The 24,109-nt window shown below is 43.7% G+C and carries 22 protein-coding genes, 1 tRNA gene and 3 pseudogenes; 11 read left to right on the top strand and 15 right to left on the bottom strand.

Translation table 11 applies throughout. The features are described from left to right. Window positions 1-8 precede the first annotated feature (8 nt). From B5D77_RS08225 to B5D77_RS08240, 3 genes are all read right to left on the bottom strand, one after another. The gene (locus B5D77_RS08225; RefSeq protein WP_008197780.1) at window positions 9-377 is read right to left on the bottom strand and encodes a 2Fe-2S iron-sulfur cluster-binding protein; all 369 of its coding nucleotides are present in this window, start codon (window positions 375-377) and stop codon (window positions 9-11) included. A 359-nt stretch (window positions 378-736) separates the two neighbouring features. After that, window positions 737-2,986: a hypothetical protein gene (locus B5D77_RS08235; protein WP_106908626.1), complete on the bottom strand. Its 2,250-nt coding sequence runs from the start codon at window positions 2,984-2,986 to the stop codon at window positions 737-739. Beyond that, window positions 2,983-3,924: a homogentisate phytyltransferase gene (locus B5D77_RS08240; RefSeq protein WP_008197790.1), complete on the bottom strand. Its 942-nt coding sequence runs from the start codon at window positions 3,922-3,924 to the stop codon at window positions 2,983-2,985. The genes B5D77_RS08235 and B5D77_RS08240 overlap by 4 nt, the downstream gene beginning before the upstream one ends. A 239-nt stretch (window positions 3,925-4,163) precedes the next feature. Here B5D77_RS08240 and B5D77_RS08245 point away from each other — a divergent pair. Beyond that, window positions 4,164-4,250: transfer RNA gene (locus B5D77_RS08245), tRNA-Ser, on the top strand. Between the two features lie 118 nt (window positions 4,251-4,368). Here the strand turns inward: B5D77_RS08245 and B5D77_RS08250 are convergent. Then, the gene (locus B5D77_RS08250) at window positions 4,369-5,031 is read right to left on the bottom strand and encodes a class I SAM-dependent methyltransferase (protein ID WP_106908627.1); all 663 of its coding nucleotides are present in this window, start codon (window positions 5,029-5,031) and stop codon (window positions 4,369-4,371) included. A gap of 106 nt (window positions 5,032-5,137) precedes the next feature. On the opposite strand from B5D77_RS08250, the pseudogene B5D77_RS08255 reads away from it, so the two are divergent. Then, window positions 5,138-8,052 (top strand): annotated as a pseudogene (locus B5D77_RS08255) (response regulator). A 12-nt stretch (window positions 8,053-8,064) separates the two neighbouring features. Here B5D77_RS08255 and B5D77_RS08260 read toward each other — a convergent pair. From B5D77_RS08260 to B5D77_RS08275, 4 genes are all read right to left on the bottom strand, one after another. Then, window positions 8,065-8,463 (bottom strand): hypothetical protein, encoded by a 399-nt coding sequence (locus B5D77_RS08260; RefSeq protein WP_106908628.1) that lies wholly within the window; start codon window positions 8,461-8,463, stop codon window positions 8,065-8,067. 24 nt (window positions 8,464-8,487) lie between these two features. Then, window positions 8,488-9,009 carry a hypothetical protein gene (locus tag B5D77_RS08265; RefSeq protein ID WP_106908629.1) on the bottom strand — a complete coding sequence of 174 codons (522 nt, stop codon included), beginning with the start codon at window positions 9,007-9,009 and terminating at the stop codon, window positions 8,488-8,490. 55 nt (window positions 9,010-9,064) lie between these two features. Further along, the gene (locus tag B5D77_RS08270; RefSeq protein WP_106908630.1) at window positions 9,065-9,817 is read right to left on the bottom strand and encodes a class I SAM-dependent methyltransferase; all 753 of its coding nucleotides are present in this window, start codon (window positions 9,815-9,817) and stop codon (window positions 9,065-9,067) included. An 80-nt stretch (window positions 9,818-9,897) separates the two neighbouring features. Next, window positions 9,898-10,389, bottom strand: a complete 492-nt coding sequence (locus tag B5D77_RS08275; protein WP_008197799.1) for a hypothetical protein — start codon at window positions 10,387-10,389, stop codon at window positions 9,898-9,900. A 191-nt stretch (window positions 10,390-10,580) separates the two neighbouring features. On the opposite strand from B5D77_RS08275, the gene uvrB reads away from it, so the two are divergent. Together uvrB and B5D77_RS08295 are read left to right on the top strand one after the other, a co-directional pair. Further along, the gene (gene uvrB / locus B5D77_RS08280) at window positions 10,581-12,584 is read left to right on the top strand and encodes an excinuclease ABC subunit UvrB (protein WP_008197804.1); all 2,004 of its coding nucleotides are present in this window, start codon (window positions 10,581-10,583) and stop codon (window positions 12,582-12,584) included. Window positions 12,585-13,468: 884 nt separating this feature from the next. After that, entirely contained in the window at window positions 13,469-14,119 is a 651-nt protein-coding gene (locus B5D77_RS08295) for a TIGR04282 family arsenosugar biosynthesis glycosyltransferase (RefSeq protein ID WP_039899551.1), read from the top strand. Here B5D77_RS08295 and B5D77_RS08300 read toward each other — a convergent pair. From B5D77_RS08300 to B5D77_RS08325, 5 genes are all read right to left on the bottom strand, one after another. Then, window positions 14,081-14,593: a L,D-transpeptidase gene (locus B5D77_RS08300; protein ID WP_008197812.1), complete on the bottom strand. Its 513-nt coding sequence runs from the start codon at window positions 14,591-14,593 to the stop codon at window positions 14,081-14,083. The two genes, B5D77_RS08295 and B5D77_RS08300, sit on opposite strands and share 39 nt — an antisense overlap. Window positions 14,594-14,671: 78 nt before the next feature. Continuing rightward, window positions 14,672-14,977, bottom strand: coding sequence for a DUF6464 family protein (locus B5D77_RS08305; protein WP_008197814.1), 306 nt, complete (start codon window positions 14,975-14,977; stop codon window positions 14,672-14,674). A gap of 59 nt (window positions 14,978-15,036) precedes the next feature. Beyond that, complete coding sequence (gene speD, locus B5D77_RS08310; RefSeq protein ID WP_008197816.1) at window positions 15,037-15,444, bottom strand: adenosylmethionine decarboxylase; 408 nt, start codon at window positions 15,442-15,444, stop codon at window positions 15,037-15,039. A 169-nt stretch (window positions 15,445-15,613) separates the two neighbouring features. After that, entirely contained in the window at window positions 15,614-16,267 is a 654-nt protein-coding gene (locus B5D77_RS08320; protein WP_008197818.1) for a DUF4335 domain-containing protein, read from the bottom strand. A gap of 2 nt (window positions 16,268-16,269) precedes the next feature. After that, a complete protein-coding gene (locus tag B5D77_RS08325; protein ID WP_008197819.1) occupies window positions 16,270-16,896 on the bottom strand; it encodes a DUF3038 domain-containing protein in 627 nt (208 codons plus the stop codon). Window positions 16,897-16,989: 93 nt separating this feature from the next. Here B5D77_RS08325 and B5D77_RS08330 point away from each other — a divergent pair, with 93 nt between their 5' ends. The 7 genes and pseudogenes from B5D77_RS08330 to B5D77_RS26210 all read left to right on the top strand — a co-directional run bounded on the left by B5D77_RS08330 (window position 16,990) and on the right by B5D77_RS26210 (window position 22,088). Then, window positions 16,990-17,508: an adenine phosphoribosyltransferase gene (locus B5D77_RS08330; RefSeq protein ID WP_008197822.1), complete on the top strand. Its 519-nt coding sequence runs from the start codon at window positions 16,990-16,992 to the stop codon at window positions 17,506-17,508. 157 nt (window positions 17,509-17,665) lie between these two features. Further along, entirely contained in the window at window positions 17,666-18,727 is a 1,062-nt protein-coding gene (locus B5D77_RS08335; RefSeq protein ID WP_106908631.1) for an ABC transporter permease, read from the top strand. A 332-nt stretch (window positions 18,728-19,059) separates the two neighbouring features. After that, window positions 19,060-19,368, top strand: coding sequence for a hypothetical protein (locus B5D77_RS08340; protein WP_002737657.1), 309 nt, complete (start codon window positions 19,060-19,062; stop codon window positions 19,366-19,368). 3 nt (window positions 19,369-19,371) lie between these two features. After that, window positions 19,372-19,509: pseudogene (locus B5D77_RS26545) on the top strand (NAD(P)-dependent oxidoreductase); the annotation flags it as partial. A gap of 141 nt (window positions 19,510-19,650) precedes the next feature. Next, window positions 19,651-21,147, top strand: a complete 1,497-nt coding sequence (locus tag B5D77_RS08350; RefSeq protein ID WP_046660474.1) for an IS5-like element ISMae6 family transposase — start codon at window positions 19,651-19,653, stop codon at window positions 21,145-21,147. 49 nt (window positions 21,148-21,196) lie between these two features. After that, window positions 21,197-21,949: pseudogene (locus B5D77_RS08355) on the top strand (NAD(P)-dependent oxidoreductase); the annotation flags it as partial. Continuing rightward, entirely contained in the window at window positions 21,936-22,088 is a 153-nt protein-coding gene (locus B5D77_RS26210) for a hypothetical protein (protein ID WP_002759543.1), read from the top strand. The pseudogene B5D77_RS08355 and the gene B5D77_RS26210, both read left to right, overlap by 14 nt. A gap of 14 nt (window positions 22,089-22,102) precedes the next feature. On the opposite strand, the gene B5D77_RS08360 is transcribed toward B5D77_RS26210, so the two are convergent. Together B5D77_RS08360 and B5D77_RS08365 are read right to left on the bottom strand one after the other, a co-directional pair. After that, window positions 22,103-22,597, bottom strand: a complete 495-nt coding sequence (locus tag B5D77_RS08360) for an ureidoglycolate lyase (RefSeq protein WP_106908632.1) — start codon at window positions 22,595-22,597, stop codon at window positions 22,103-22,105. Window positions 22,598-22,602: 5 nt separating this feature from the next. After that, on the bottom strand, window positions 22,603-24,060 hold the full coding sequence (locus B5D77_RS08365) for an efflux RND transporter periplasmic adaptor subunit (protein ID WP_008197838.1): 1,458 nt from the start codon (window positions 24,058-24,060) through the stop codon (window positions 22,603-22,605). Window positions 24,061-24,109 lie beyond the last annotated feature (49 nt).

Below are 24,109 nucleotides of genomic sequence, written 5' to 3' on the forward strand. Positions count from 1 at the left end.
TCCCGAATCTATTCTTCATCTAAGGGTAAACCAAAACGCACTTTCCCACGGGCAAAAAAGCGACCGAATTGCAATTCATAGACTTCATCTTCGTCTTGGGTGGCTACTTCCATATCGCTACGGGCATAACTGACACAAAGTAAAGCATAACCTCTGGCTTTTAATTCCGGCGATAGTCCAATCGCTTCTGGTTGATCGATATCTCCCGATAATACCCTGACCGCGCAGCTGGTACAAGCTCCATTGCGACAGGAAAAGGGTAATTGATGACCCTGTTTTTCCAGACTGTGCAGTATATATTTATCCTCTGGAACGGTGGTGACAAATTTTTCGCCCGTCTGACGATTGTGAACGGTGATTTGATAATATTTAGTCATAGTTTAGTTAGTCGTAAATTATAGATGCAATTCTAGGTAGTTCTGGCTCTTCGTTACTTGCTATGGTTCGATAGGGGGGCATAAATCGACTCAATCCTTATCTGGCAAGAGATTTAATTGATTAGTTCGCTCTAGAGCGAAAACAGTTGACAAAAATAGCAGCAATGTCTGTCTCTATAAGGGTTTCATTCCTTATAATCCCGTCCATTGCATAACAAAAACCGAAGAGCCGTAGTTCTGAATCTAGGGCTATTTTAGTCTGCTATCTTGATTATATCATCAATAATTGCTCAAATAGTCATCATTTTGACAAATGCTTCTTGATAACTGTTAACTTTTTTGTGGTCACTTGCCAATTTTTATGGCTCTTGAAAATTGATCTCTTTTAATCTAACTGCACCGTTGATAATTGAGATTTCCTGAGAGCCAATTTGCACGATCGCATCTAATCCCTTACCGATAATTTTAACTGCTGGGGGGCGACTTTTCTGCACGGTCATCACCAGAAAAAATTCCTCACTACCCGTGGCTAAAATGCGCTCACCTGTATTAGTTTTCTCAACTTTTAAAGTCACGGGAGTGATAAAAGTTCCCTGCATAGTTGCCCGATTTTGAGTGATAGTAAAACTATTTTTTCCGAGAGTTACATTTCCCTGGGTATTCATCACCCAAGTTTTATTAATAAATTCTGGTTGCTCGACTTCACCTAATAATTTATCCATCAAGACGAATAATCCGGGGGAACCAGAGGATAGACTGTAATCGACGGCGAAAGAACGAACTAGAGCCACTTCTGCCGGTTTATTAGCTCCCTTAACCCTAATTTTATCAGTTTTTAACGTAATTATTCCCGAACCATCGGGACTAGATTGAAAAGATATCGGTTTTGCCTGTCGCCAAGGCGGTGTTTTCGGGAAAGTAACTGTATTTTCCGAGTTCCAGTCGCCTTCTGACCCCTCAAAACTCGCCCAATGTCCTCCTAATCCCCAAATTCTCACACTAGCGACATCGGGAAAAGACCATCCCCTCACAAAAGGTTGCTGTTTAAGATAGATACTAGCGACAAAATCCTCTTCATTTTGCCAGCGATTACGAAAAGCATAAAATCCCTTTTGTTGATCAACTAAAACCCTGGAAAGTTGGCGTTCGGGATTTTCTGGAGTAAGATTAGATGGATAAGCAGCGAGAAGAAAAGGGGCAATATGGGGATAATGGGGGTGAAAAAGTTGTTTTTCTTGACCTTGTAATCGCCATTTTATTGCTGGTAGCCATGATTTATCGGTAATTCCCAATCCGATAGTTAATAAAGATACTCCTACAAACATCTGATGTCTGCCATAAGCAGGAATCAATAATTGACCATTTTTAGGGACAATTCTGGTTAAATAATGGGGGATTAATTGGGCTGCCGAGGAACCAGTTACTAAGTCTAATCCGAGACTATTTCGATACCCTTGCAGAAAAGGAAAAACAGCGAGAACCATGGGTTCGGTGGTGTATAAATCTCCCTCCGTGCCAAATCCTCGATCGCCGATAGCTGTGGTAAAATAGCGTTCGATGTGACGTTTGGCCATTTCCACCTGTGCAGGGGGATAATAGAGAGGATCGGGCGGTAAATCTTCCTTGAGAATCGCTAAACTGGCTAATCCTGCCGCACCTCTGGCCCGCGCATTCCAGTTACTAACTGTGTCTCCATTCCAGTCATTTTTGGGTGAATCGCCTTTGAGAAGTTTTTTACTTTCACTGAATAACCAGCCAGTAATTTCCTGTTGGCGCTTTTCTCCCCAAAAATCATAACAAAGATCGTAGGCGAGAGCGACTCCGGCGACAATCGGAGATTGTTCTAAGATTCTCCTGCCCCGATTTTTACGGGTTTTTTCGAGAATTTCCCAGGCGGTTTCTGCTGATTTTCTATCTTGATTTAAAATTGCTAAAAAACAATGGCCTGTGGCATGATAACCCCCATTAGGAACATAACCATCGTAATAAATTTTTTCTTGTAAACTGTTGTTTAATTGGGCGATAATAGTCTGACCGATGGGAGTTTTCGCTTTTTCTCTGAGATTAGTTAATTCTGACTTGCGAAAGATTAAACGGGGATGTTCTCGCGCTTGTAGGGGGTGGTAATTAGGGACGGGATTAGGCCATAAAGGCGAAATTGTGCCATTAACTTGGCTATGTCGTCTTCTTCCCCCTAAAGTGCCTTGATAACTGCCGATAAGTTGGTCTTGGTAGGGGACAATTTCGATATTATAAATAGCTTCCCTGACTTCCGCTTGCCAAGGGTGACTTTGAATCATCATTTTCACCTGTAATCGCCAAGCATTGTCTAATTTAATCGTTTTTACTGTACCTTGGTGATCCACTTCTTGATTGAATTTCGGTGCGTATCCCCACACCGATGGCTGACAAACAGCGCGATCGCAGCTTAGATCTAGGGTAAGATCTTGATAAACGGGTTGATCTTGCCACAGTTTCCAAACGCCATGTTTCAGGGTTAAACGAAGGTTGCCGGTTAATAATTGCGGATCGATGGTTTCTTGACTAGGTGCGCTTGTACCACCTAGCAAAAGTAAGGGAATCGCCGCTAAAAAAGGAGATATTTTCATAGTAAACAAGCAAGGGGAAATATCAGGTATTCTAGGAAGAATAATTTCCAAATAAATTGGTAAAATTGGCTGATTTCGCTTTTATCTTCTAAATTCACTCCGCGACTACGCCACCAAAGAAGAACAAGTAGGAGCAGATGGGCGACAATGGCCAGAGGAGAATTAATTCCCCTTATCCCCAAGAGTCCGACGGCAATCATACCCGCATAACAAAGGGAAATTGTCAAGAGGGAAATTATTAAGATTTTTTGAGGACCAAGCAGCAGGGTAAAAGTGGTAATTTGGTAAATGCGATCGCCTTCTAGGTCGGGAACATCCTTAAAAATAGCGATCGCAACGGTGAAAACGAGAACAAAAGCTGTTAAAACCCAGATCGAGGGATAGATAGACTGATTTTGATTAATAACTGTGTTGTAGTGGCGAAAAAGACCTAAATTGACGATGACACCCCGGACGGTAAAAATACAGAAGGCGGACCAGAGGGGAAAGCGTTTCAAACGCACTGGAGGCAAGGAATAGGCAGTACCGATGATTAAACTAATCCCCACGGTGATTAACAGCCAAAAACCACCGATAAAAGCCAGTATAATCGCTAAAATACCGCTAAAACCCACGATTAACCCGCCTGTCAACCGAGAAAATTCGCCCTTGGCGAGGGGAAGATGAGGTTTATTGATTTTATCGATGTCGATGTCTTCCAACTGATTTAAACCGACGATATAGACATTACCTGCGAGACAAGCGACCCAAGTGAGCAATAAAACCGACCAATGGCTAAAAAAATCGCTAATATTGCCTAAAGCAATTAAATACAGACTTAAAACACTCAAAGAAGTGCCGATAATCGTATGGGGACGAGAAAATTTCCAGAGACTCCCTAACCGGTGGAGAAAGTTAGGCTGGGGATGGTTAACTGGAAGAAAAGGAGCTTGATTCATCGGACCTCTGGTAAAAATCAAAAATTGTCGTGGTGGCTGAGGATTCGGTCGTCGGTCGTCAGGAGGATTAGGAATGAACAATAATCGATTAAATGGTCTATTTAGCTATTTTATGCCACTTAATCCTGATTTTTGAGGGTTTAAAAACCTCAAAAATCAATTATGCCAGAGGTCGATTAAAAAAAATCAATCCTAGGGCAAGTAATCTGTTAAAATGATAATCCAGACTGAAAACCTGTGGAGAGGTGGCAGAGTGGTTGAATGCGGCAGACTCGAAATCTGCTTTAGGGTCATACCTAACGTGGGTTCAAATCCCACCCTCTCCGTGGAACTGATAATTTATAGCCTTGCCGTGGCTGGTTTTGGCCCGGTGACTAAATTTAGACAAGAAAAATCCACCCTAATTGTTAAGAGCAAAAGCTTTTCTAATCTCCCTTAACTTCTTCACTTTTTCATGGCTAGGGTCAAACCATCACCAATAGGAATAATACTGATATTAACCCGTTCATCCTGCTGAATTTTGGCATTAAGTGAACGGATAATTTTGGTGCGATTATCGGTGCTATCGGCCGCCGCTACCCGTCCCGACCAAAAAACATTATCGATAGCGATAATTCCGCCGCTTCTAACCAATTGTAACGCCCGTTCGTAGTAGGGATCATAATTACTTTTATCGGCATCGATAAAGACAAAATCAAAACTATTACTTTCTCCTGCGGCGATTAATTGATCTAAAGTATCCAGGGCCGGGGCAATTCTTAAATCGATTTTAGCGGCGACACCGGCCTGCTGCCAATAACGGCGGGCTATACTGGTATATTCTGCGCTCAGATCACAAGCGATGAGCTTGCCTTCTGGGGGTAAAGCTAAGGCCACCACTAAAGCACTATAACCGGTAAAAACCCCGATTTCTAGGGTTTTTTTCGCCCCGATCGCCTGTACCAAAAAAGCCATAAATTGACCTTGTTCGGGGGCAATCTGCATGACTGCCAGGGGTTGAGAGGCAGTTTCTTGACGTAATTGAGCTAGAATAGGAGACTCTCGCAGACAGATAGATTGATAGTAGGCATAAAATTGTTGATCGAGTCCAAGAGTTTGATTAGCCATAAAAAAATTGCTAGTGGATAGAGTTATCGAGTAAAATTTTCGGTAATCTGAAGCTAGAGAGAGCGTATTGGTTGACCAAAAAGGAAGACTTGGCAGGGAGCAAATCATGATCAAACCCGACTCAGACCATCTCTTTAACGAGGATCTCGAACAGCTGTTAGAGAGTTTAGAAGACAAAGACAGCGACGGTGACGAGGCTCTAGAGGAACTCAGCTTTTTATGGGAGCAGAGTTCCCCTCCAGCGTCCGGGGCCTCTCTTCGGCAAACCCTGTCTTCCTGGACCTGGGAACAGGAATTAGAAGAACTTTTTGGCGGTAGTATCAATGGGGAAGAAGCCCCCAGTAATGATCTTTATTCTACCCGCGGGGCTGCTCCCAAGTTAGAACCGGAAGATGGGGATGATCTAGCATCTCTGCTGCTGGAAAATGTGGCGGTTCAGGAATCAGAAGCAGTTATAACCATCGGCCACCCCAATTTTTACGACAGCCTCGAAGACTTAGAAGCTTTTCTGGAAAAACCGACTCTACCGGCCCAATCACCACTGCCAGACATCTTTGAATCTTTAGAAGTCCTCCTCTGGGAATCCACAGAAGGGGACCATCCACAAGGGTTAGAATCCCTGGAAATTGCCCCAGAAAGCCTCCTAGAGGATGAATTCAGGGATTTAGAAAAACTCCTCGCAGAAACTGATCAGGTGATGGCAGCAAATCCGGCCGCCAGTTTCGGTTCACCGGTCGGGTCAAATAACCTGCGTCCCCTTGTCAGTAAAGCTTTTGAACAGACGATGCGGGTGCCGATCAAACAGTTGGATAACCTCAGCAATCTGATCGGGGAACTGGTGGTTAAACGCAATCGCCTGGAAGAGGAACAGGATCGCCTGCGTCTCTTTTTAGATAATTTGCTCAACCAAGTCCAAAATCTCAGCGATGTGGGCAGTCGGATGCAGGATCTCTATGAAAGAACCCTCCTAGAAGGGGCTTTACTGGCCAGTCGCAATGCTGGCGATACCATCGGTTACGGTAGAGTTAAGGGAGAAAATCAGGGCAGTTCGGCTATGACAGGCCAACTAGATGCCCTAGAGATCGACCGCTTTACCGATTTCCATTTATTATCCCAAGAGATGATCGAATTGATCGTGCGAGTGCGAGAATCGGCCTCTGATATTCAATTTGTCGTCGATGAAACCGATCAGGTGACGCGCAGTCTGCGACAGGCCACCACCCAACTACAGGAAGGGATGACCAAATCGCGCATGGTTCCCTTTAGTCAAACCGCCGATCGCCTACCCCGGGCAATTCGCGATATTTCCCTGAAACTGGATAAACAAGCCAAATTAAAAGTGGAGGGGGGTGATGTGCTCATCGATAAGATGATCCTCGAACATCTCAATAGTCCCATGACCCATCTGGTCAACAATGCGATCACCCACGGCATTGAATCACCCCAAGAACGCATGGCCAAAGGGAAACCGGCCCTCGGTACCATCTCCGTCCGGGCATTCCTACAGGGCAATCAAACCGTGATCACCGTTAGTGATGATGGGGCCGGTATTGATGCTAATCTGGTTAAACTTAAGGCGATCGAAAAAGGCCTGATCAGCGATCCGGAAGCTCAAAACCTCAGTCCCCAAGAAGTCTATGAACTGCTCTTTCACCCCGGTTTTAGTACCAAAGATCAGGCCGATGATTTTGCCGGTCGTGGGGTGGGTTTAGATGTGGTGCGGACAAGTTTAATCGATGTGCGCGGGACTGTTACTATTGACTCGCTACTGGACAAAGGAACCACTTTTACCATCCGTTTACCCCTCACCCTGAGTATCTGTAAGGCCCTGTGTTGTGTTAGTAATCATGCGCGCATCGGTTTCTCCATGGACGGAGTGGAGGATATGAAGGATTTCCGGGCCAGGGAGATACAAATCGATCGGGAGGGACGTCGCTGCGTTTTCTGGCAAAATACTTTACTACCCTTCCAACCCTTAAGCGAATTGCTTTCCTACAATCGGCAACTAAGTCGCGGTAGTTTTTACACTGGCAAACAGGAGGAAGACTCTTTTTCGATCGTGATCCTGCGCGGTGGTAATAATCTCCTCGCGGTACAGGTGGATCAAGTGATCGGTGAACTGGAAATCGTCATCAAACAGATCGAAGGACCGATTCCGAAAACGGCTGGGATTGCTGGGGCGACGGTTTTGGGCGATGGTACGGTGATGCCGATCGGCGATGTGTTGGAGTTAATCGACATCGCCAGGGGTCGTCTGCGTACCGATAACGGTGGTCCTTGGCGCCAACCTCTCCCCCCCGTAGCGGTGAAAACTAGGCAAAAATCGGGGGCTATGGTTCTGATTGTCGATGATTCGATTACTGTCCGGGAATTGCTCTCTTTAAGCTTTAGTAAAGCTGGTTATCGTGTGGAACAGGCCCGGGATGGTCAAGAAGCTTGGGAAAAATTACGCGGCGGTTTGCCCTGTGATATCGTTTTCTGCGATATCGAGATGCCCCGCATGAATGGCCTAGAATTACTCTATAATTTGCAAAAAGACCCCCAATTAGCCTCGATTCCCGTCGCTTTATTGACTTCCCGAGGAGCGGAACGTCATCGTCAGGTGGCGGCGACATTAGGGGCTAGTGGTTATTTTACCAAGCCCTACACGGAAAGAGATTTACTCTCGGCAGCTGAAAGAATGATTGCGGGGGAAGTGTTACTAGCTAATAGTATTAAAGCGACTCCTAACCCGTCTTGATCCCCCGATACAACGATTATTGACAGTTTCTCTGCGATATCGAAATGCCTCGCCTGAATGGGTTAGAATTGCTCTCTCGTCTGCAAGAGGATGAACAACTTCAGGGAATACCGGTGGCGATGATTACCTCGTGCGGGGCGCAAAAAATGCAGCATCTCGCCGCCGCTCAAGGGGCAAAAGGTTATTTTGTCAAGCCCTATATTGAGGATGTTTTACTGTCGGCAGCCCAACGTTTAATCGCTGGTGAGGTGTTAATCCAAAAACAAAGTCCCGCGGATTAAGTTCAGTTGGAGTTAAGTTTTATCGAGGAGAATTTCCACTAAGGTTTTTACCGTTGTCTCTAACTGTTCGACGCGCTGCTCTAAACTAAGAGAAAGACCGGGAGGTTTTAAACCATGAATCGCTTGCAAAAATGCCTCCCATCCCTTTGAGCATTTAATATTGTAGGCTTCTTTATAGGCTTTATAGGCATTATTATAGTTACCGTAAAGGGAGATAATATCATCTTTAGTTAAATTTCCTTCAGGCAAAGACTTATGGGCAATATTCAAATTTTGCTCGCTTAAACTATTTAAAACTTCTTGCAAGCGGACAGTCAAAGTGGCCGTAATTCCGTAAACTTGGGCGGCATTTTTTAGATCCTGCTGGTGCAAATCTTCTAGGTTAGCAATTAATTTACTGATTCTAGACATGATTGATTTTACTCCTTAACTGATTTATTTATCTAGCAAAGATTTGTTGATATTTGACTGACCACTCCCCATTTGTGGCCGGTCAGGATCGGAGGGCAAGTTATTATCTATCGAACCAAAATCTTCCCAGTTATCATCGAGAAATAGAGATTTCACTAAAGTCCATAAAATAGTTAGCTTTCCATATACAGACTTGGTACTACGGACATTATGGGCCGCCACTTTTACTTCCATTTCAATCTGCTTTAATTCAGCAATAACTTTCTCTCGCTCCGCCGTAATTTTGGCTTTTTCTTCAGTTAAATTCCGCATTTCTGAAATTAAAGAATCTAATTCTTTTTGCAGGTCAACATTAGTGGCAGATATTTCAACAATTTGGTCTTTTAAATGACTGTTATCATCTCTATATTGCTGATTCCATCGTTTATATTGTCCTTGAGAGCTTCGCAGGGACTTAATTACAGCAACAGCTTCTTGTAACTCCCGATTATCTGGATAATTTCTGGCTAGTTTATAGAGAGAATCTACTCGATCGTCGATATCCATTTTTATCTACCTCTTTGCCTAGATAATCTTATGATACCCAAGCTTACCGATAAAATTAACCCGAAGAACCAGCCTTTTGGAAAATCATTAAATGTTGTTGGGGCAAAGTCTCGATAATTTCTGCTGGCACTAAACCGACAGCAGCCATTTCTTTTTCTACCTGTCTGCGGGTCATTTTATGAAGGGCTTTGATGGGAATCAGGGGATTTTCACGACGGTATTCTACTAATACCACCCTACCATCGGGTTTTAAGGATTTGAGCAGATTCTCCATCATCTCGCGGGGAGAGGAAAACTCGTGATAAGCATCGACCATTAAAGCTAAATCGATCGCATTTATAGGCAATTGGGGATCGGTTTCTGTGGCGAGAATTGTGGTGATATTCTTCACTTGATTTTCCTCGGCTAAAAAATCAATTGCCCCTAACATTTCCGGTTGCACATCAACGGCGAAAACTTGTTCTACTAAATTCGCCAGAGGAAAACTAAAATAACCTGTCCCTGCGCCGATATCTGCTACTAGATCTGTGGGTTTTAGATGTAGTGCAGTGATCAGATCATCGGGTTTTTCTGTGAAACGGCGACTAGGACGTTCTAACCATAACATTTCTTGGTGTCCCATAACCTTAGCGATTTCCCGTCCTAGATAAAATTTACCGATACCATCGCGACTATGAAGCGATCGAATCTGATAATATTGCTGCGGCGCTAAAACTGAAGCATCGTAGGTAAGATTTAATAATCCGAAACCACAAAAAACCACTATTAGAAACGAGACAATTAAGAAAAATTTTTGCTTAAACAGCATCGGGATTAAAAACGGTGGGCTAGAAAAAATAAATTCCCCGTCTGGGACAGGGAAAAAATCTATCTTGGTCAACAAAACAATTAGTCTAAAAATCCCATTAAAGTTTCGGGATCATCGATTTCATTGGAAGCAACGGGACGATTACCCATGACTGTATAAGTTTCGCTAATGTGCAGATGACTGAGAGCAATCGGACGATTGCCAGAAATCGCTAGAGTGCTGCTAACTTCCATACCACTAGAGCCGACAGGACGCAATCCACCGACGGAAGAATAGGTACTAACCACTTTCAGATGGCTAACTTCCACGGGACGGCCTCCGGGTAACATTTCATCTTCCGTGAAGTGAAGATGGCTAGTACCAACAGGACGATTTTCGGGTAAGCGATGTTCAGGTTGATAGAATTTTAAGGCTTTGGAAGCCGATTCAGCGTTGTTTTTCACCGAAAGGGCGACCACTTCTTTATCTTTGGCGGTTTTAGCCGTAGTAGCTTTACCGCGTGAGCTGCTGGTCTTTTCTTCTGTGGTTGCTGGGGTTTGAGTCCCGTTCGTTTCTAGATTTTCCACCGTCATAACCTGATACTCCTTTCCGTTAATAGCTTCGGGGAAACGATAAGATTTAAGTTTAGGGTATTCTCGAAGACTTTTAATCTTTTTTTAAAATCCTCTCTAATATTAAGATACATCTTTCTTTCCCAAAACCCTATAAGTGTTGGTAATTTGATTGATAATTTATTTTGCCTGTTCTCTACACCTAGCCGCTAATGTCCGCTTTTCAACTACAAGCACCCTTTCAACCCACCGGGGATCAACCGGCAGCGATCGAACAATTGGTAGATTTCCTGCAAAACCGGCAGCGTTTCCAAACCCTCTTGGGGGCAACTGGCACCGGCAAAACCTTCACCATTGCCGCTGTGATCGAGAAAATCGGCAGGCCTACCCTTGTCCTCGCCCATAATAAGACCCTGGCCGCCCAATTATGTAACGAATTGCGGCAATTTTTCCCTAATAACGCCGTGGAGTACTTTATCAGCTATTACGACTACTATCAACCGGAGGCTTATATTCCCGTCAGCGATACCTACATCGAAAAGAGTTCTTCGATTAATGATGAGATCGATATGCTGCGCCATTCGGCCACGCGATCGCTGTTTGAACGCAGGGATGTGATCGTCGTCGCTTCCATTAGTTGTATTTATGGTTTGGGAATGCCGGCGGAATACCTAAAAGCGGCGATTTCCTTAACAGTTGGTCAAGAGTTCGACCAAAGGCAATTATTACGGGCCTTGGTGTCAGTGCAGTACAATCGCAATGATTTGGAGTTAACTCGCGGTCGTTTTCGTCTGAAGGGCGATATTTTGGAAATTGTCCCCGCTTACGAGGATCGGGTGATTAAAATTGATTTTTTTGGCGATGAGATTGAAAGTATTCGTTATCTCGATCCCCTGACGGGGGAAGTTTTGCAAAAATTAGAGCGAATTAGTATTTATCCGGCCCGTCACTTTGTTACCCCGGAGGAGCGTTTAGAGGTGGCCTGTCGGGATATTAAAACCGAGTTAGATAACCGTTTATTGGAGTTAGAAAAAGCGGGCAAATTACTGGAAGCGCAACGGTTGGATCAGCGGACTCGTTATGATTTAGAAATGTTGCAGGAAGTGGGTTATTGTAATGGCGTGGAAAATTATTCGCGGCATTTAGCGGGTAGATTAGCGGGGGAACCGCCGGAATGTTTGGTGGATTATTTTCCTCAAGATTGGTTATTAGTTGTGGATGAATCCCATGTCAGTGTGCCGCAGATTCGCGGGATGTATAATGGCGATCAATCACGAAAAAAAGTTTTGATCGATCACGGGTTTCGTTTACCGAGTGCGGCGGATAATCGTCCTTTGAAGTCGGAAGAATTCTGGCAGAAAGTTAATCAATGTATTTTTGTTTCGGCCACCCCGGGAGATTGGGAATTAGCACAGTCAGAAAATCGCATTGTTGAACAAATTATCCGACCGACGGGAGTTTTAGACCCAGAGATTTTTGTGCGACCAACCGAGGGACAAGTGGATGATTTATTAGGGGAAATTAAGGAGCGAGTGCGTTTAAATGAACGGGTTTTGATTACCACTTTAACTAAACGCATGGCGGAAGATTTAACCGAATACTTGCAAGAAAGGGGAATTAAAGTTAGATATCTACATTCGGAAATTCAATCAATTCAACGGATTGAAATTATCCAAGACCTGCGAGAAGGGGTCTTTGACGTGCTGATCGGGGTGAATTTGCTTCGCGAGGGGTTAGACCTGCCGGAAGTGTCTTTAGTGGCGATTTTAGACGCAGATAAGGAAGGATTTTTAAGGGCTACCCGCTCTTTAATTCAAACTATTGGCCGGGCTGCTCGTCATATTCGGGGTCAGGCAATTCTTTACGGAGATAATCTCACCGATAGTATGATTAATGCGATCGAAGAAACCAAGAGACGGCGCACTATTCAACAGGAACATAACCAAAAACATGGGATTATTCCGCAACCGATTGTTAAAAGGTCGAGTAATTCAATTTTGGCTTTTCTGGATATTTCCCGTCGCCTAAATTCCCAACAATTAGAGGAGGTTTGTGAGAATATAGAAGAAATTTCTTTAGAACAAATTCCTGAATTAATTCAACAACTAGAAGCGCAAATGAAAGAAGCGGCGAAAAATCTAGAATTCGAGTCAGCAGCTAAATATCGTGATCGGATTAAGCAATTACGAGATAAGTTATTAAATCATGTTAGTTGACAATCCCGTTGCCTAAAGGTGTGGGGATTCTTCTCTCTTTCTGGCGAAATAGTTCCCATACATGGGCAAAGTCTCAGTGGTTCTTACGACCGTAATCAAGGAATTAAAGCTTTGCATTTAGTGACGGCTTGGGCGGGGGGCTCTCCCAGCTTTGGTGGGTAAAATGTATTCTAAGATACATTTCTCAAGAGCGAGGGGGTGGAACGAACCACAAAGACACAAAGGACACAAAGATCGATCGATCCTATGTCAATTAAACTTATCACACAGACCCTAGAAGAGCCGGCGGGGGATCAGAAATTAGTTTTAGTGAGACTTAGACGTTTTCGTTCAGCAAAAAAGGCTCAAACTATTACGGGACAAGGGGTTAATATATCTGGGTTTCAGCGATTTGGCTTCTCGAAGTAAATCCCAAGCAGGGATTCGGGTTAAGGCTTTTCTCGATTTGTTTTTTGTCTAAGTCCCACTATGGCGGCAGCGAGGAGAAAATGCCTACTTGGTTAGGTGAGGATTATTGCTATCATTCTCAAGGGGGAAAAGACTTAACAGATTTGTATGAATAGGTGATTGCAGGGAGTCAATGAGAACAAGTTTGTTACAGTATGCTAAAACTAATAATTAGGGTTTGCGGCAAAAAGTTTGTTGGTGGGGTTAGGAGTCAGAAGTCAGGAGTCAGGAGTCAGGAGTCGGGAGTTTCAGGCTTTGTTGCCCTCTCTTTTTTGTACCAACTTATGTACTATTATAAGGATAAGGCAAGGTTTTTGAAGGTCCCAATCCGATTTTCGCAGCATGAACATCGGATTTTAACAGGTCAAAAGCCTTATTTTAAAAGGGTTTTACCATTATTCAGCAAACCCTACTTAATATCATCTTCGCAATCACTCGTGGACTGGAGACAACAACTAATTATTTTTACCCGTTATCCGGAATTGGGGAAAGTAAAAACCCGTATGATTCCAGCTTTGGCAGCCAAGGGAGCCGAAGAATTACACCGCAAACTGGCCGAATATACTCTCAGTAAATTAGCGGGTTTGAGGAATTTTCTCTCTCTGATCATTTACTACCATGGCGGCAGCGAGGAAAAAATGCGTACTTGGTTAGGTGTGCATTATTCCTATCATTCTCAACGGGGAAAAGACTTAGGAGAAAAGATGCAAAACGCTTTTGCCGATGGTTTTGCTCAAGGGATGACAGCGATCGCTATGATTGGCACAGATTGCCCAGAAATCGGGGAAAAAGAGATTTTAGCAGCCTTTGAGGCCCTAAAAACCCACGATATGGTTTTAGGGCCGGCGTTAGATGGAGGATACTACCTAATTGCTTTAAAACAGGTCTTTCCAGAGCTTTTTGACGGTATTCCCTGGGGGACGGGGGAAGTCTTGGCAAAAACCCAGACAATCGCCGCTAAACTAGCTTTAAAGACCGCTTATCTGCCTAAATTAGCCGATATTGATCGCCCGGAAGACCTGCCTATCTTAAAAAAGTACCTGCCAGAATTAAGGTTGAACGATGACGGGGGTTCCCATGCGGACTAAATCAAACAACACTTTCACATCCTGATTCCGCATCCGCACACAACCATGGGAAGCGGCGCGACCGAGGGAATTTTCCGCGGGGGTGCCGTGAAAACCGATGGAATTTTTGCCGTCACTCCAAAAACCGATCCATCTTTCCCCTAGGGGACTATTGGGACCGGGGGTGCTGACTTTTCCCGTCCAGGGACTTTTCCAGACGGGATTGCGAACTAATTCCCGCACTTCAAATTTACCTGTGGGGGTTTCCCAGCCTTTTTTGCCGACGGCGACGGTAAATTGGGCTAAAACTTTACTATCTTGATAAACGTAAACTTTTCTCTCTTTCAGTTTTAGGATCAGATGGGTAGCGAGAGTTTGATTGGCTGCGGTATTCGGGGTGACGGTGCTGATTTGGTTAGCTTGGGCCGGATATACGGGTAAACAAGTTAATCCTAATCCGATGATTAAGAGGGTCAAATTTCGTTTGAACGCCATTATTCCCACACTCCTCAATTGCGATAGCGATAATTTTTAAGGATAGCAAATAGGGAACTTTTTGGAAGCTCAAGCCGCTTACACTGTGCCAGTTTTAGCTTCGTACTGCCGACAACCTTCACAGGGACCTGGGGGATTAACCGCACAACGCAAGTGGGGGGAATACGCATTAAAACGACAACTAAGATCACCTATAAATGCCGGTTTATTTTCTGTCCCTAGAGGGATTGACAAAAAACCACTGGCCCTCACCGTGCTGTATTCGTGACGATGGCGAATCCCTCTCAAACGGTTACTTAATCTCTGTTGGAATCGGTTAATTAACCAGAGACTAACCAGAGAGGGAAAGAGGGCGAGGATAAAAACAAAGGTTATCCTGATCACGATTTCAGTTTAGGCGATCGCCAGTGATGCTAACTTATTATTAAGGCCGGCCCTAAAAATTAGGCCATAACCAAGGAAGACTTCAGGGGTTCTTCCTTTTTGCTTTCATAAACTGCCCCAGTACCGGGGAATCCTCTGGTTAGTTCCCGGACTTTAATCTCACCTGCTTGCAGGGATTTGGTCAAAATTTCCATGGCAACCACGGGTTTACCGGCACCACAGAAGAATAAATCGGCGGCGAAATAGCCGTGTTCAGGCCAGGTGTGGATCGCGATATGAGATTCAGCTAAAGTCGCCGTCGCGGTAACTCCGTGGGGACTGAACTGGTGGACACACAAATCGATCAGCGTTGCTTCTCCTGCCGTAATTCCATCGAGGATAGCGCGACGAATGCGCTCGGGATCGTTGAGGAGGTCAGCAGGTACTTGCCAAGCATCGACAATCAAATGGGTTCCCAGTTTGGTCATTTTTTTTTCAATACTCCCTATCGAAAAACCTTCACAGAATTACCAGTGTAACACAATTTTTCTAACTTGTGCAAAAAAGATCCAGTTTTTCTCGGTTACTTTTTCTAAAAAACTGAGACAGTGTGGGGTGTGGGGTGTGGGGTGTTGGGAAAAGCGCAAGGGCCTAATTTTATCTGGGAGGGGGGACAGGATTAGTGGGGACGGTGGGACTGGGAGAAGCGGCAGGAATGGGGGGATTTTCGGGTTTACGGACTTGGGGGACGGGTAACAGATAGAAAAGTAGGGCGCAAGCGACAAGACTGCCTAATCCTGCCAAAAAAGGCACTGTTCGACTGGCCACCGATTCATTCACCTTATGGTAGCGACGGGAAACTGGCTGTAATTTTAGGGTTAGGTCAGGTAAAGTGCGAGTATCGGCAAAAAATTGGTCAATCGCTTCTATTAAATCGAATAACTGCACGGTACTGATTTCTATCTTGACCGGACTTTCTGGGATGTTCAAGTCCGTTGATGGATACCAGACCAGACGATGGAGATTCTGGTCAATCTTTTCTAAGTACACATGATCTGGTTCCTGGACGGGGTCTTGGGGATGACGAACACCACTTAAAAATTCTTGGGCATACTGACTGACCGCTTGGACTAAATTTTCCAAGAAAACCCGACCACCTTGCAGGACTTTATTAGCCCCGATTAACCGACATTCTACGTTAGTCAAAATTGAGAGTAAAGGTCGGCTATCCCCGGGTTTAGCTGGGGCGAAATCATCGCCGAAACCATCGAGAATCAGGGTACAATTGGGCAGGCTATACTGTCTTCTCATCTTTACACGATCTCCCCATCAAATAAACTAATCCAAAGCCGCTGCATTCCCGTCGTACCAGTACAAAATAATAACCGATCGAGGAGGGATAAAGCCAGTTCATTTAAAGCATTTTCATCCGCTAGATAAACCGATACTTTGGCCCGACGGGGGTTCATGCGACTGCGAAAATTGGAGCGAAATCGTTCTAGGTATTCTGATAAAAGAAAATTATTATCCACGGGTAAACCCTTTGATTCCATCTGTTGCCGCGCTAACAGTAATTGTCGGATGGATATAGCCAGGGGTTTGGCCCGATAACTGGCAATGATAACTAAAGCTTTTGCTTGGTCAAGGGTGAGACGGTCGAGAGTGTAAGAAATTCGCCACGGATTGGTACAGCGCAGGCGCCAGAAAATAATCCGGTTTTTAACAATTTTATCGAGTCCTAGTTCTTTACAGAGGGCTAACAGGGCCTCCCCGGCGCCGACTTCTAAGGATTCCAACGCTAATAGCATTAAATCGATATGCTGTTGGATATGTAGGGCGCATTGCTGACTGGCAATCGGAAAATCTGGTAAAACGCTTAAAATAACTGGTTTTTCTGGGGCTGATGCTGTAGATTCGGGCGTTAGGCTAGTAGGGGTCATGATATAGGATAACTAGAACACAAGGGCGATCGAGTCAGGATATTGTAAATTGTATAGATAGCTGTCCCCCATTTTACGAGACACGGAAACCGAATGGATCTGAAATCACTGATTCGCGATATTCCCGACTTTCCCAAACCGGGTATTGTCTTCCGCGATATTACTACCCTACTCAATCATCCCCAAGGATTACGTTACACCATCGATACCCTAACGGCAAAGTGTCGCGATTACGGTTTATCCCCCGATTACATTGTCGGTATGGAATCGCGGGGTTTTCTCTTTGGTGTTCCTTTAGCATACCAATTAGAAGCGGGATTTATTCCTGTCCGGAAACCGGGTAAATTACCCGCCGCCGTCCATAGTATCGAGTATGATTTGGAATACGGAAGCGATAGCCTGGAAATTCATCAGGACGCGGTGGCGGCCCATCACAAAGTCTTAATTGTCGATGATTTAATCGCGACGGGAGGGACGGCGAAAGCGACGGCCGATTTATTAGAAAAAATTGGTTGTGAGGTGTTAGGATTTGCCTTTATCATCGAGTTAATCGACCTCGGTGGTCGGGAAAAATTACCCGATTTACCGATTATTACCCTCATCGATTATTAGGTTTTTTCTAAGTACCCAAGCAGAATTAATTACACATTTTGCTAACACTCTGGCAAGAGTGCCTATCTCAAAAATGGCAATTAATTCTGCACCACTATTTATCTCCTGTCTCCTGAATTGGAGTCCCCACTAGGAAATTAACTTGGCACGATTACTTATGACGGCGACTGATGATAATTATAAGGATGCAACCGCTCGATCGAGTGCTAATGGGTTACAATCTCTCCTAACTAGCGAAACTTTTTTATATATTGTCAAGCGTGTTCTCCAGGGTTTATTAACTCTGTTGTTGGCCTCGGCGTTGAGTTTCGCTATTATCCAATTAACCCCCGGTGGTTTTCTAGCTTTGCTTGACCTTAATCCCAAGATTAGTCAGGAAACTAAAGAACAATATATTGCCCTTTTTGGTTTAAAAGACCCGCCGATTGTCCAGTATTTTAAGTGGTTGTGGCAAGTGATAACTCAGTTTAATTTTGGTCTGAGTTTTACCTATTTTCGTCCCGTGTCTTCCCTATTATTAGAGAGAATTCCAGCGACGTTGTTAATGTCTTTGACTTCCATCATTTTAACCTGGGCGATTGCGATTCCCTTGGGCATTGTCAGCGCCGTCAAACAAAACCAATTTATCGATAAATTTTTCCGAGTTATCAGTTATCTTGGTCAAGGTTTCCCCAGTTTTATCACTGCCCTTTTACTGCTAATTCTCGCCCAAAATGTCTCGCCGCTTTTACCAGTGGGTGATATGACCAGTATTAACTATTCGGAATATTCCCCTATCGGTAAAGTTTTGGATATTGGTTGGCACATGATTTTACCAACTATTGCCCTAACAGTTACCAGTTTTGCTGGATTACAAAGATTGATGCGGGGACAATTATTAGATGTTCTGCGACAGGATTATATTCAAACTGCGAGGGCGAAAGGTTTACCGGAAAATAAAGTTATCTATGTCCACGCTTTACGCAATGCTATTAATCCCCTGATAACTCTTTTGGGCTTTGAATTTTCTAGTTTGCTAAGTGGGGCATTTATCGCCGAATTTTTCTTTAACTGGCCCGGATTAGGTCGTTTAATTCTGCAAGCTGTGACGGCTAAAGATTTATATTTAGTTATGGGCAGTTTAATGATGGGGGCTACTATGTTGATTATCGGTAATCTCCTGGCTGATTTACTTCTCAAAGCTGTAGATCCTAGGATTAAATTGGAGGATTTAAAGTAGGGTGATAGGGAAATTTTATCAGTTATCAGTAATCAGTTATCAGTTATCAGTGGGGAGATGGGGAGACCACTGCGTGCGCGTTGCGGGGGGAGACCACTTCGTGCGCGTTGCGGGGGGAGATGGGGTAAATTTCAACTAAAACCCTAAAACACCAAAACCCAACCCCTAACCCCCAACCCCTTTTTTCCTTTTCACTTTTTACTCAAGTAGGGAGGCACAATTATTTGTAGGATGGGTTAGCGGTAGCGTAACCCATGCAGGCGTTGGGTTTCATGCTTCAACCCAACCTACGTTCATCTTATATTTAATTCCACCCACCCACTTAACCAACTATGTTAGCAACTACACATTATTTACTCAGGTCAAAACAAGACGGACAATACCTAGTAGCGCGTCTGAGAAAAGGTGAAAGCGAAACTCCAGCTAGTTATCTGCTTCTGTTTAAAGAATCCTATGATGCTTTAAGTTATATCAATACCCATGCTCAGGATTTAGCCAATAATTTTTCTGTGGAAACTCTCTCAGGAACACAATTAAAGGGACTAATGCAGCGATGGGGATTTGCAGGAATTGGTTTAGTTAGTGAACCTTTGGAACCGCAAGTGCAGTTTTTAGCCTACGAAAAAGGATTTAATCTCTAAACTATGAAAACGCTGTTAATCACTGGAGTTAGTGGGTTTTTAGGTTGGCATATTTACCAAAAAACTCGCTCATCTTGGGCAAGTTTTGGTACATATTTTAATCACAATGTCAATAGTAATGACCCGAATTTAATTAGGGTTTGCTGAATAATGGTAAAAACCTTACAGGAAAGGGCTTTTAGCTTGATTGAGAGCTTCCCAAATGCACTTAAATCTGCTAGAATCTCTTAAAACCCTTGCATCACCCTTGCATCACCCTTGCATCTTCTCTAATTAGTGCTAATGTACCGTAAAAGCGAGTTACCCTCAACCCCACCAGAAAACTTCGAGCTGCCCTTTGAGGGGAAATTATCCCAAGACAATCGTTGGGTAATTATGGCCAACCTCATTCCCTGGTCAGAATTTGAAGCGGAATACGCATCACTTTTTTCAGAAGAAATGGGCACACCCGCCAAAACATTCAGGACAGCACTCGGAGCATTAATTATTAAAGAAAAATTAGGAACAAGCGATAGAGAAACGGTAGAACAAATCAAAGAAAATCCTTATTTACAATACTTCTTGGGGTTTTCATCCTACAGCAATGAACCCCGGTTTGAAGCGTCAATGTTGGTTCACTTTCGAGAAAGAATCACTCTGGAACTAATTAATAAAGTGAATCGCTTTATGGTCAAAAATTCGAGAGAAATAAAAGAAGAAGAAAACACCGAAAAAAAGTTAGAGAGCGAAACCCAAAGTCAACCAGAAAATCGAGGTAAATTAATTTTAGATGCCAGTTGTGCGCCCGCAGATATTAGTTATCCTACGGATTTAAACCTGTTAAATCAAGGAAGAAAACAAACCGAAAAAATTATTGATATTCTCTATGAAACTTTAAAAGGAAAACTTGTTCAAAAACCGAGAACCTATCGTCTCCTAGCCAGAAAAAGTTATTTAGAAGTAGCAAAAAAAAGAAAACCTACCGTCAAACAAAGACGAAAAGCTCTGAAAAGACAACTGCAATATCTAAAAAGAAATCTCGACCATATTGAACAACTTTTAGCAGAAGGAGCCTCGCTACAAAGCTTGAAAAAAAGAGACTATAAACTGTTATTAGTAGTCACAGAAGTTTATCGCCAACAACTCTGGATGTACCAAAATAACAAACAGAGTATTGAAGACAGAATTGTCAGCTTAACTCAACCCCATATCCGTCCGATAGTCAGAGGAAAAGCTGGAAAACCCGTAGAATTTGGGGCTAAATTCTCAGCAAGCTGTATAGATGGTTACATATTTTTAGACCGGATTAGTTGGGATAACTTTAATGAATCGGGAGATTTAAAAGCACAAATAGAAGCTTATTATGACTATACAGGATACTATCCAGAATCAGTTCATGTGGACAAAATTTATCGAACCAGAGAAAACCGAGCTTGGTGTAAAGAAAGGGGAATCAGAATCAGTGGTCCCCCATTAGGAAGACCAGCCAAAAATGTTAGTAAAGAACAAAAGAAACAAGCTACCGATGATGAGAGGATTCGGAATTGTATAGAGGGCAAATTTGGACAGGGGAAAAGAAGATTTAGCTTAGGTAAAGTGATGGCTAAACTTCCTCATACTTCCTTTTCAGCGATTGCTATTACTTTTTTAGTCATGAATCTTTCTAACCTGTTGAGGCAGGTTTTTTGGGCTTTTTTATGTCTGAAATGGAAAAACAGCACTTTTTCTCGGTCAATGATTAGGATAAGTTATAACTTAAAAATTAATCAACAACTAAAGCTTATGCTTGTAGCTAAGTGAAATCATTGATTAAGAGACCTGTACTTTTCAATGACTTTTTCAGCAGACCCTAATTAAAGTTAACTTAACAGACTTAGCCGCAGTTAAAGAAATTTTTCAACGGATTAAACCCGACGCAGTAATTCATGGGGCTGCCCAATCAAAACCGAATCTCTGTCAAGAATTTCCCCAAGCATCCGAGGCAATTAATCTGACAGCTTCTCTAGAAATTGCCCGATTGTGTAGTCAATATCACATACCGCTAGTTTTTACCTCTACCGATTTAGTTTTTGATGGTAAAAATGCCCCCTATTCCGAACATGGTCCCGTTTCTCCCGTCAGTGTCTATGGTGAGCAAAAAGTAGCGGCGGAAAAGGGTATTTTAGCAATATATCCTCGGGCAGCCATTTGTCGAATGCCTTTGATGTTTGGTTCCCCTTCTCCCAGCGCTAATAGTTTTTTGCAACCCTTTTTAAAAACCCTGCAAGAGGGAAAAGAATTATCTCTATTTACCGATGAATATCGTACAGCTGTTGGGGTTAATAGTGCGGTGGATGGGTTACTTTTAGCCCTAGAAAAAGTGCAAGGGATTATTCATCTGGGAGGTAAAGAAAGAGTTTCTCGTTATCAATTTGGTTTACTAATGGCGGCAGTTTTTAATATTCCCAGAGAACAAATAAAACCCTGTTTACAGTCCGATGTTCCCATGAGTGCGCCCCGTCCCCAGGATGTTTCTCTTGATAGTTCTCTTGCTTTTTCTTTAGGTTATCAACCATTAAGTATTAAAACCGAATTAGAGGCAATTAGAGATGAAATTATCTGAACAAAAGCGGACTATATTAATTATCTTGCTCCTTTTTTTTACCGCTATTCTCATGGCCAATTATTTTGAGGTAGGAATGACAGGAGTGTTAGCTTTTTTCGTTGCCTATCTTTCTAAAGGATTGCGAAAAGTTAAGTAAAAAAATTAATTGTTTCAATCAACAATCTCGAATTCTATTGACTGCTCTTGGTCAAAATTATAGGTAAAATGATCGACAATATTAGTATCGCTCAATTCAAGATTATAAAAATTGATCGCTGGTTGATCAAAAAGTGGGCCAGCGTGCCAAGTTCCCACCTCTAATTTAATAAAACAGTCCCCGGGGATGCGAAAAACCTTTAATTTTTCCAAATCCGGTTGAGGATGAGGACTAGGGGGGGCCACTCCTAAAAACCACTCTTGTCCCCCCAAAGAACCAAGACATTGGGTACATTGACTATGGCGAGTAATTCGATTAAATTTACGTCCGCGAGTCTGTAAACGCATAATATAAAAGCGTGGCACACCGTTTTTTAAATGTAGTTGTGCATCGCTTTCATCAAACAGTTTCCCGTCATGGCTAGGGGTTATTAATTGACCGTAGGGACGGAAACTTTCGGCGGTAATTAGTTGCGCTGACAGGGGACGAACGGTAATCGAATTACTCATAAAAATTACTGCTGACTAACAGTTATAGCTGTACCATCTCGGAGAGAAAGAATATTATTAATAGCAATTCTTTCCCCGGCATTTACTCCAGAGATAACCTGATAAGCTTGCCCTTGAATCGTTCCGACTTGAATGGGTTTTTGTCTAACCACTAAACGCTCCTTGGCATTTTCTTGACCTTCTTTAGCCTTTTCTTTCTCGGCCACAAAAACAAAATTTTGCGCTCCGATGCTAGTCACTGCCGTGGTGGGAACTAATACCCCCGGTTTTTGATCCCAAATTAACCGCGTCCGCACATATTGGTTATTGCGAAGACTGCCATCATTAGTAAAGGCAAATTTGACTAAAACCGATTGGGTAGCTTGGGAAACGGTGGGGGAAATAAAAGTTACTTGACCGCGAACCCCCGGGCTGCCATCGGGATTAATAATTTCCACGGGCAAACCGACGCGCAGACGCGGTTGTAATTCCACGGGAATCTGCACATTTAGTTCCAAAGTTTTATTATTAGTCAACGAGGTTAATTCTTCACCCAGGGAGATAATATCGCCGACTTTTCTTTGATTAAAATCGCCGACAAAACCATCAATCGGGGCGGTAATGGTGTTAAAAACTAAATTCTGACGCGTCGCCCCTAATTGCCCCTCAGCGCTGGCTACTGCCGCTTGACGACTGTTCACTGTTGCCGCCGCCGCCGCCACCTGTTGCCGTGAGGCTAATTCGTTTTGAATGGCGATATTTAATGCTTCTTGGTTTGCCTGTAGGGTAGCCCTAGCCGCCGTCACCTGTTGACGGGCCGCATCACGATTTTTAGACCGGGCCTCTACTTCCGCCCTGGCGGCCTGAATGTCGCGGCGGCGATCATCTAAGTCCTGTTGGGGCTGTGCGCCTTGTTTAACCAGAAATTCGGCTCTTGTTAGGTTTTTTTCCGCTAAATCTAAATTAGCTCTCGCTCTCTGCAAATCGGCTTCGGCGGCGCTCAAGGTGGCGATCTGACTTTTAACATTAGCTTCCGCATTGGCCACATTTGCCCGATTCTGGGCAATTTGGGCTTTATTTGCCCTCGCTTGCGCTTGTCTTTGCCTTAAATCTGCTTCAGACCCGTTGAGGTTCGCTTTGGCCGAATTTACCTGGCCGATACTGGCGTTTACCTGTTGCTGTTGTTGTTCGGGATCCAATTCGGCGATTTTTTGTCCCTGAGTTACCTGATCGCCAGATTTAACGAAAATAGTCCGAATCCGACCGGTAATCTGAGGGGAGACGCTAACACGCTCTTGGGCGATCAAAGTACCCACAAATTCGCTACTTTGCACTAATTTGTCGGTGCCGAGGGTTTGCAGTTTGACGGGAACAGCCGCCGGTCCAGTGGCCTGGGGGGTTTGGGGGGCGCAACCAGCGACAATTAGGGAAACGGCGATCGACGAACCGATCGCTCTCGATACGTTAACGGATCGTTTAATCATTGTTAAATTTACGGGTTTTTAGCGGAAAAAGTGCTAGGAAATCGGAAAA

The sequence above is a fragment of the Microcystis sp. MC19 genome (assembly GCF_003019735.1).
In the GTDB taxonomy this organism is placed as follows: Bacteria; Cyanobacteriota; Cyanobacteriia; order Cyanobacteriales; family Microcystaceae; genus Microcystis.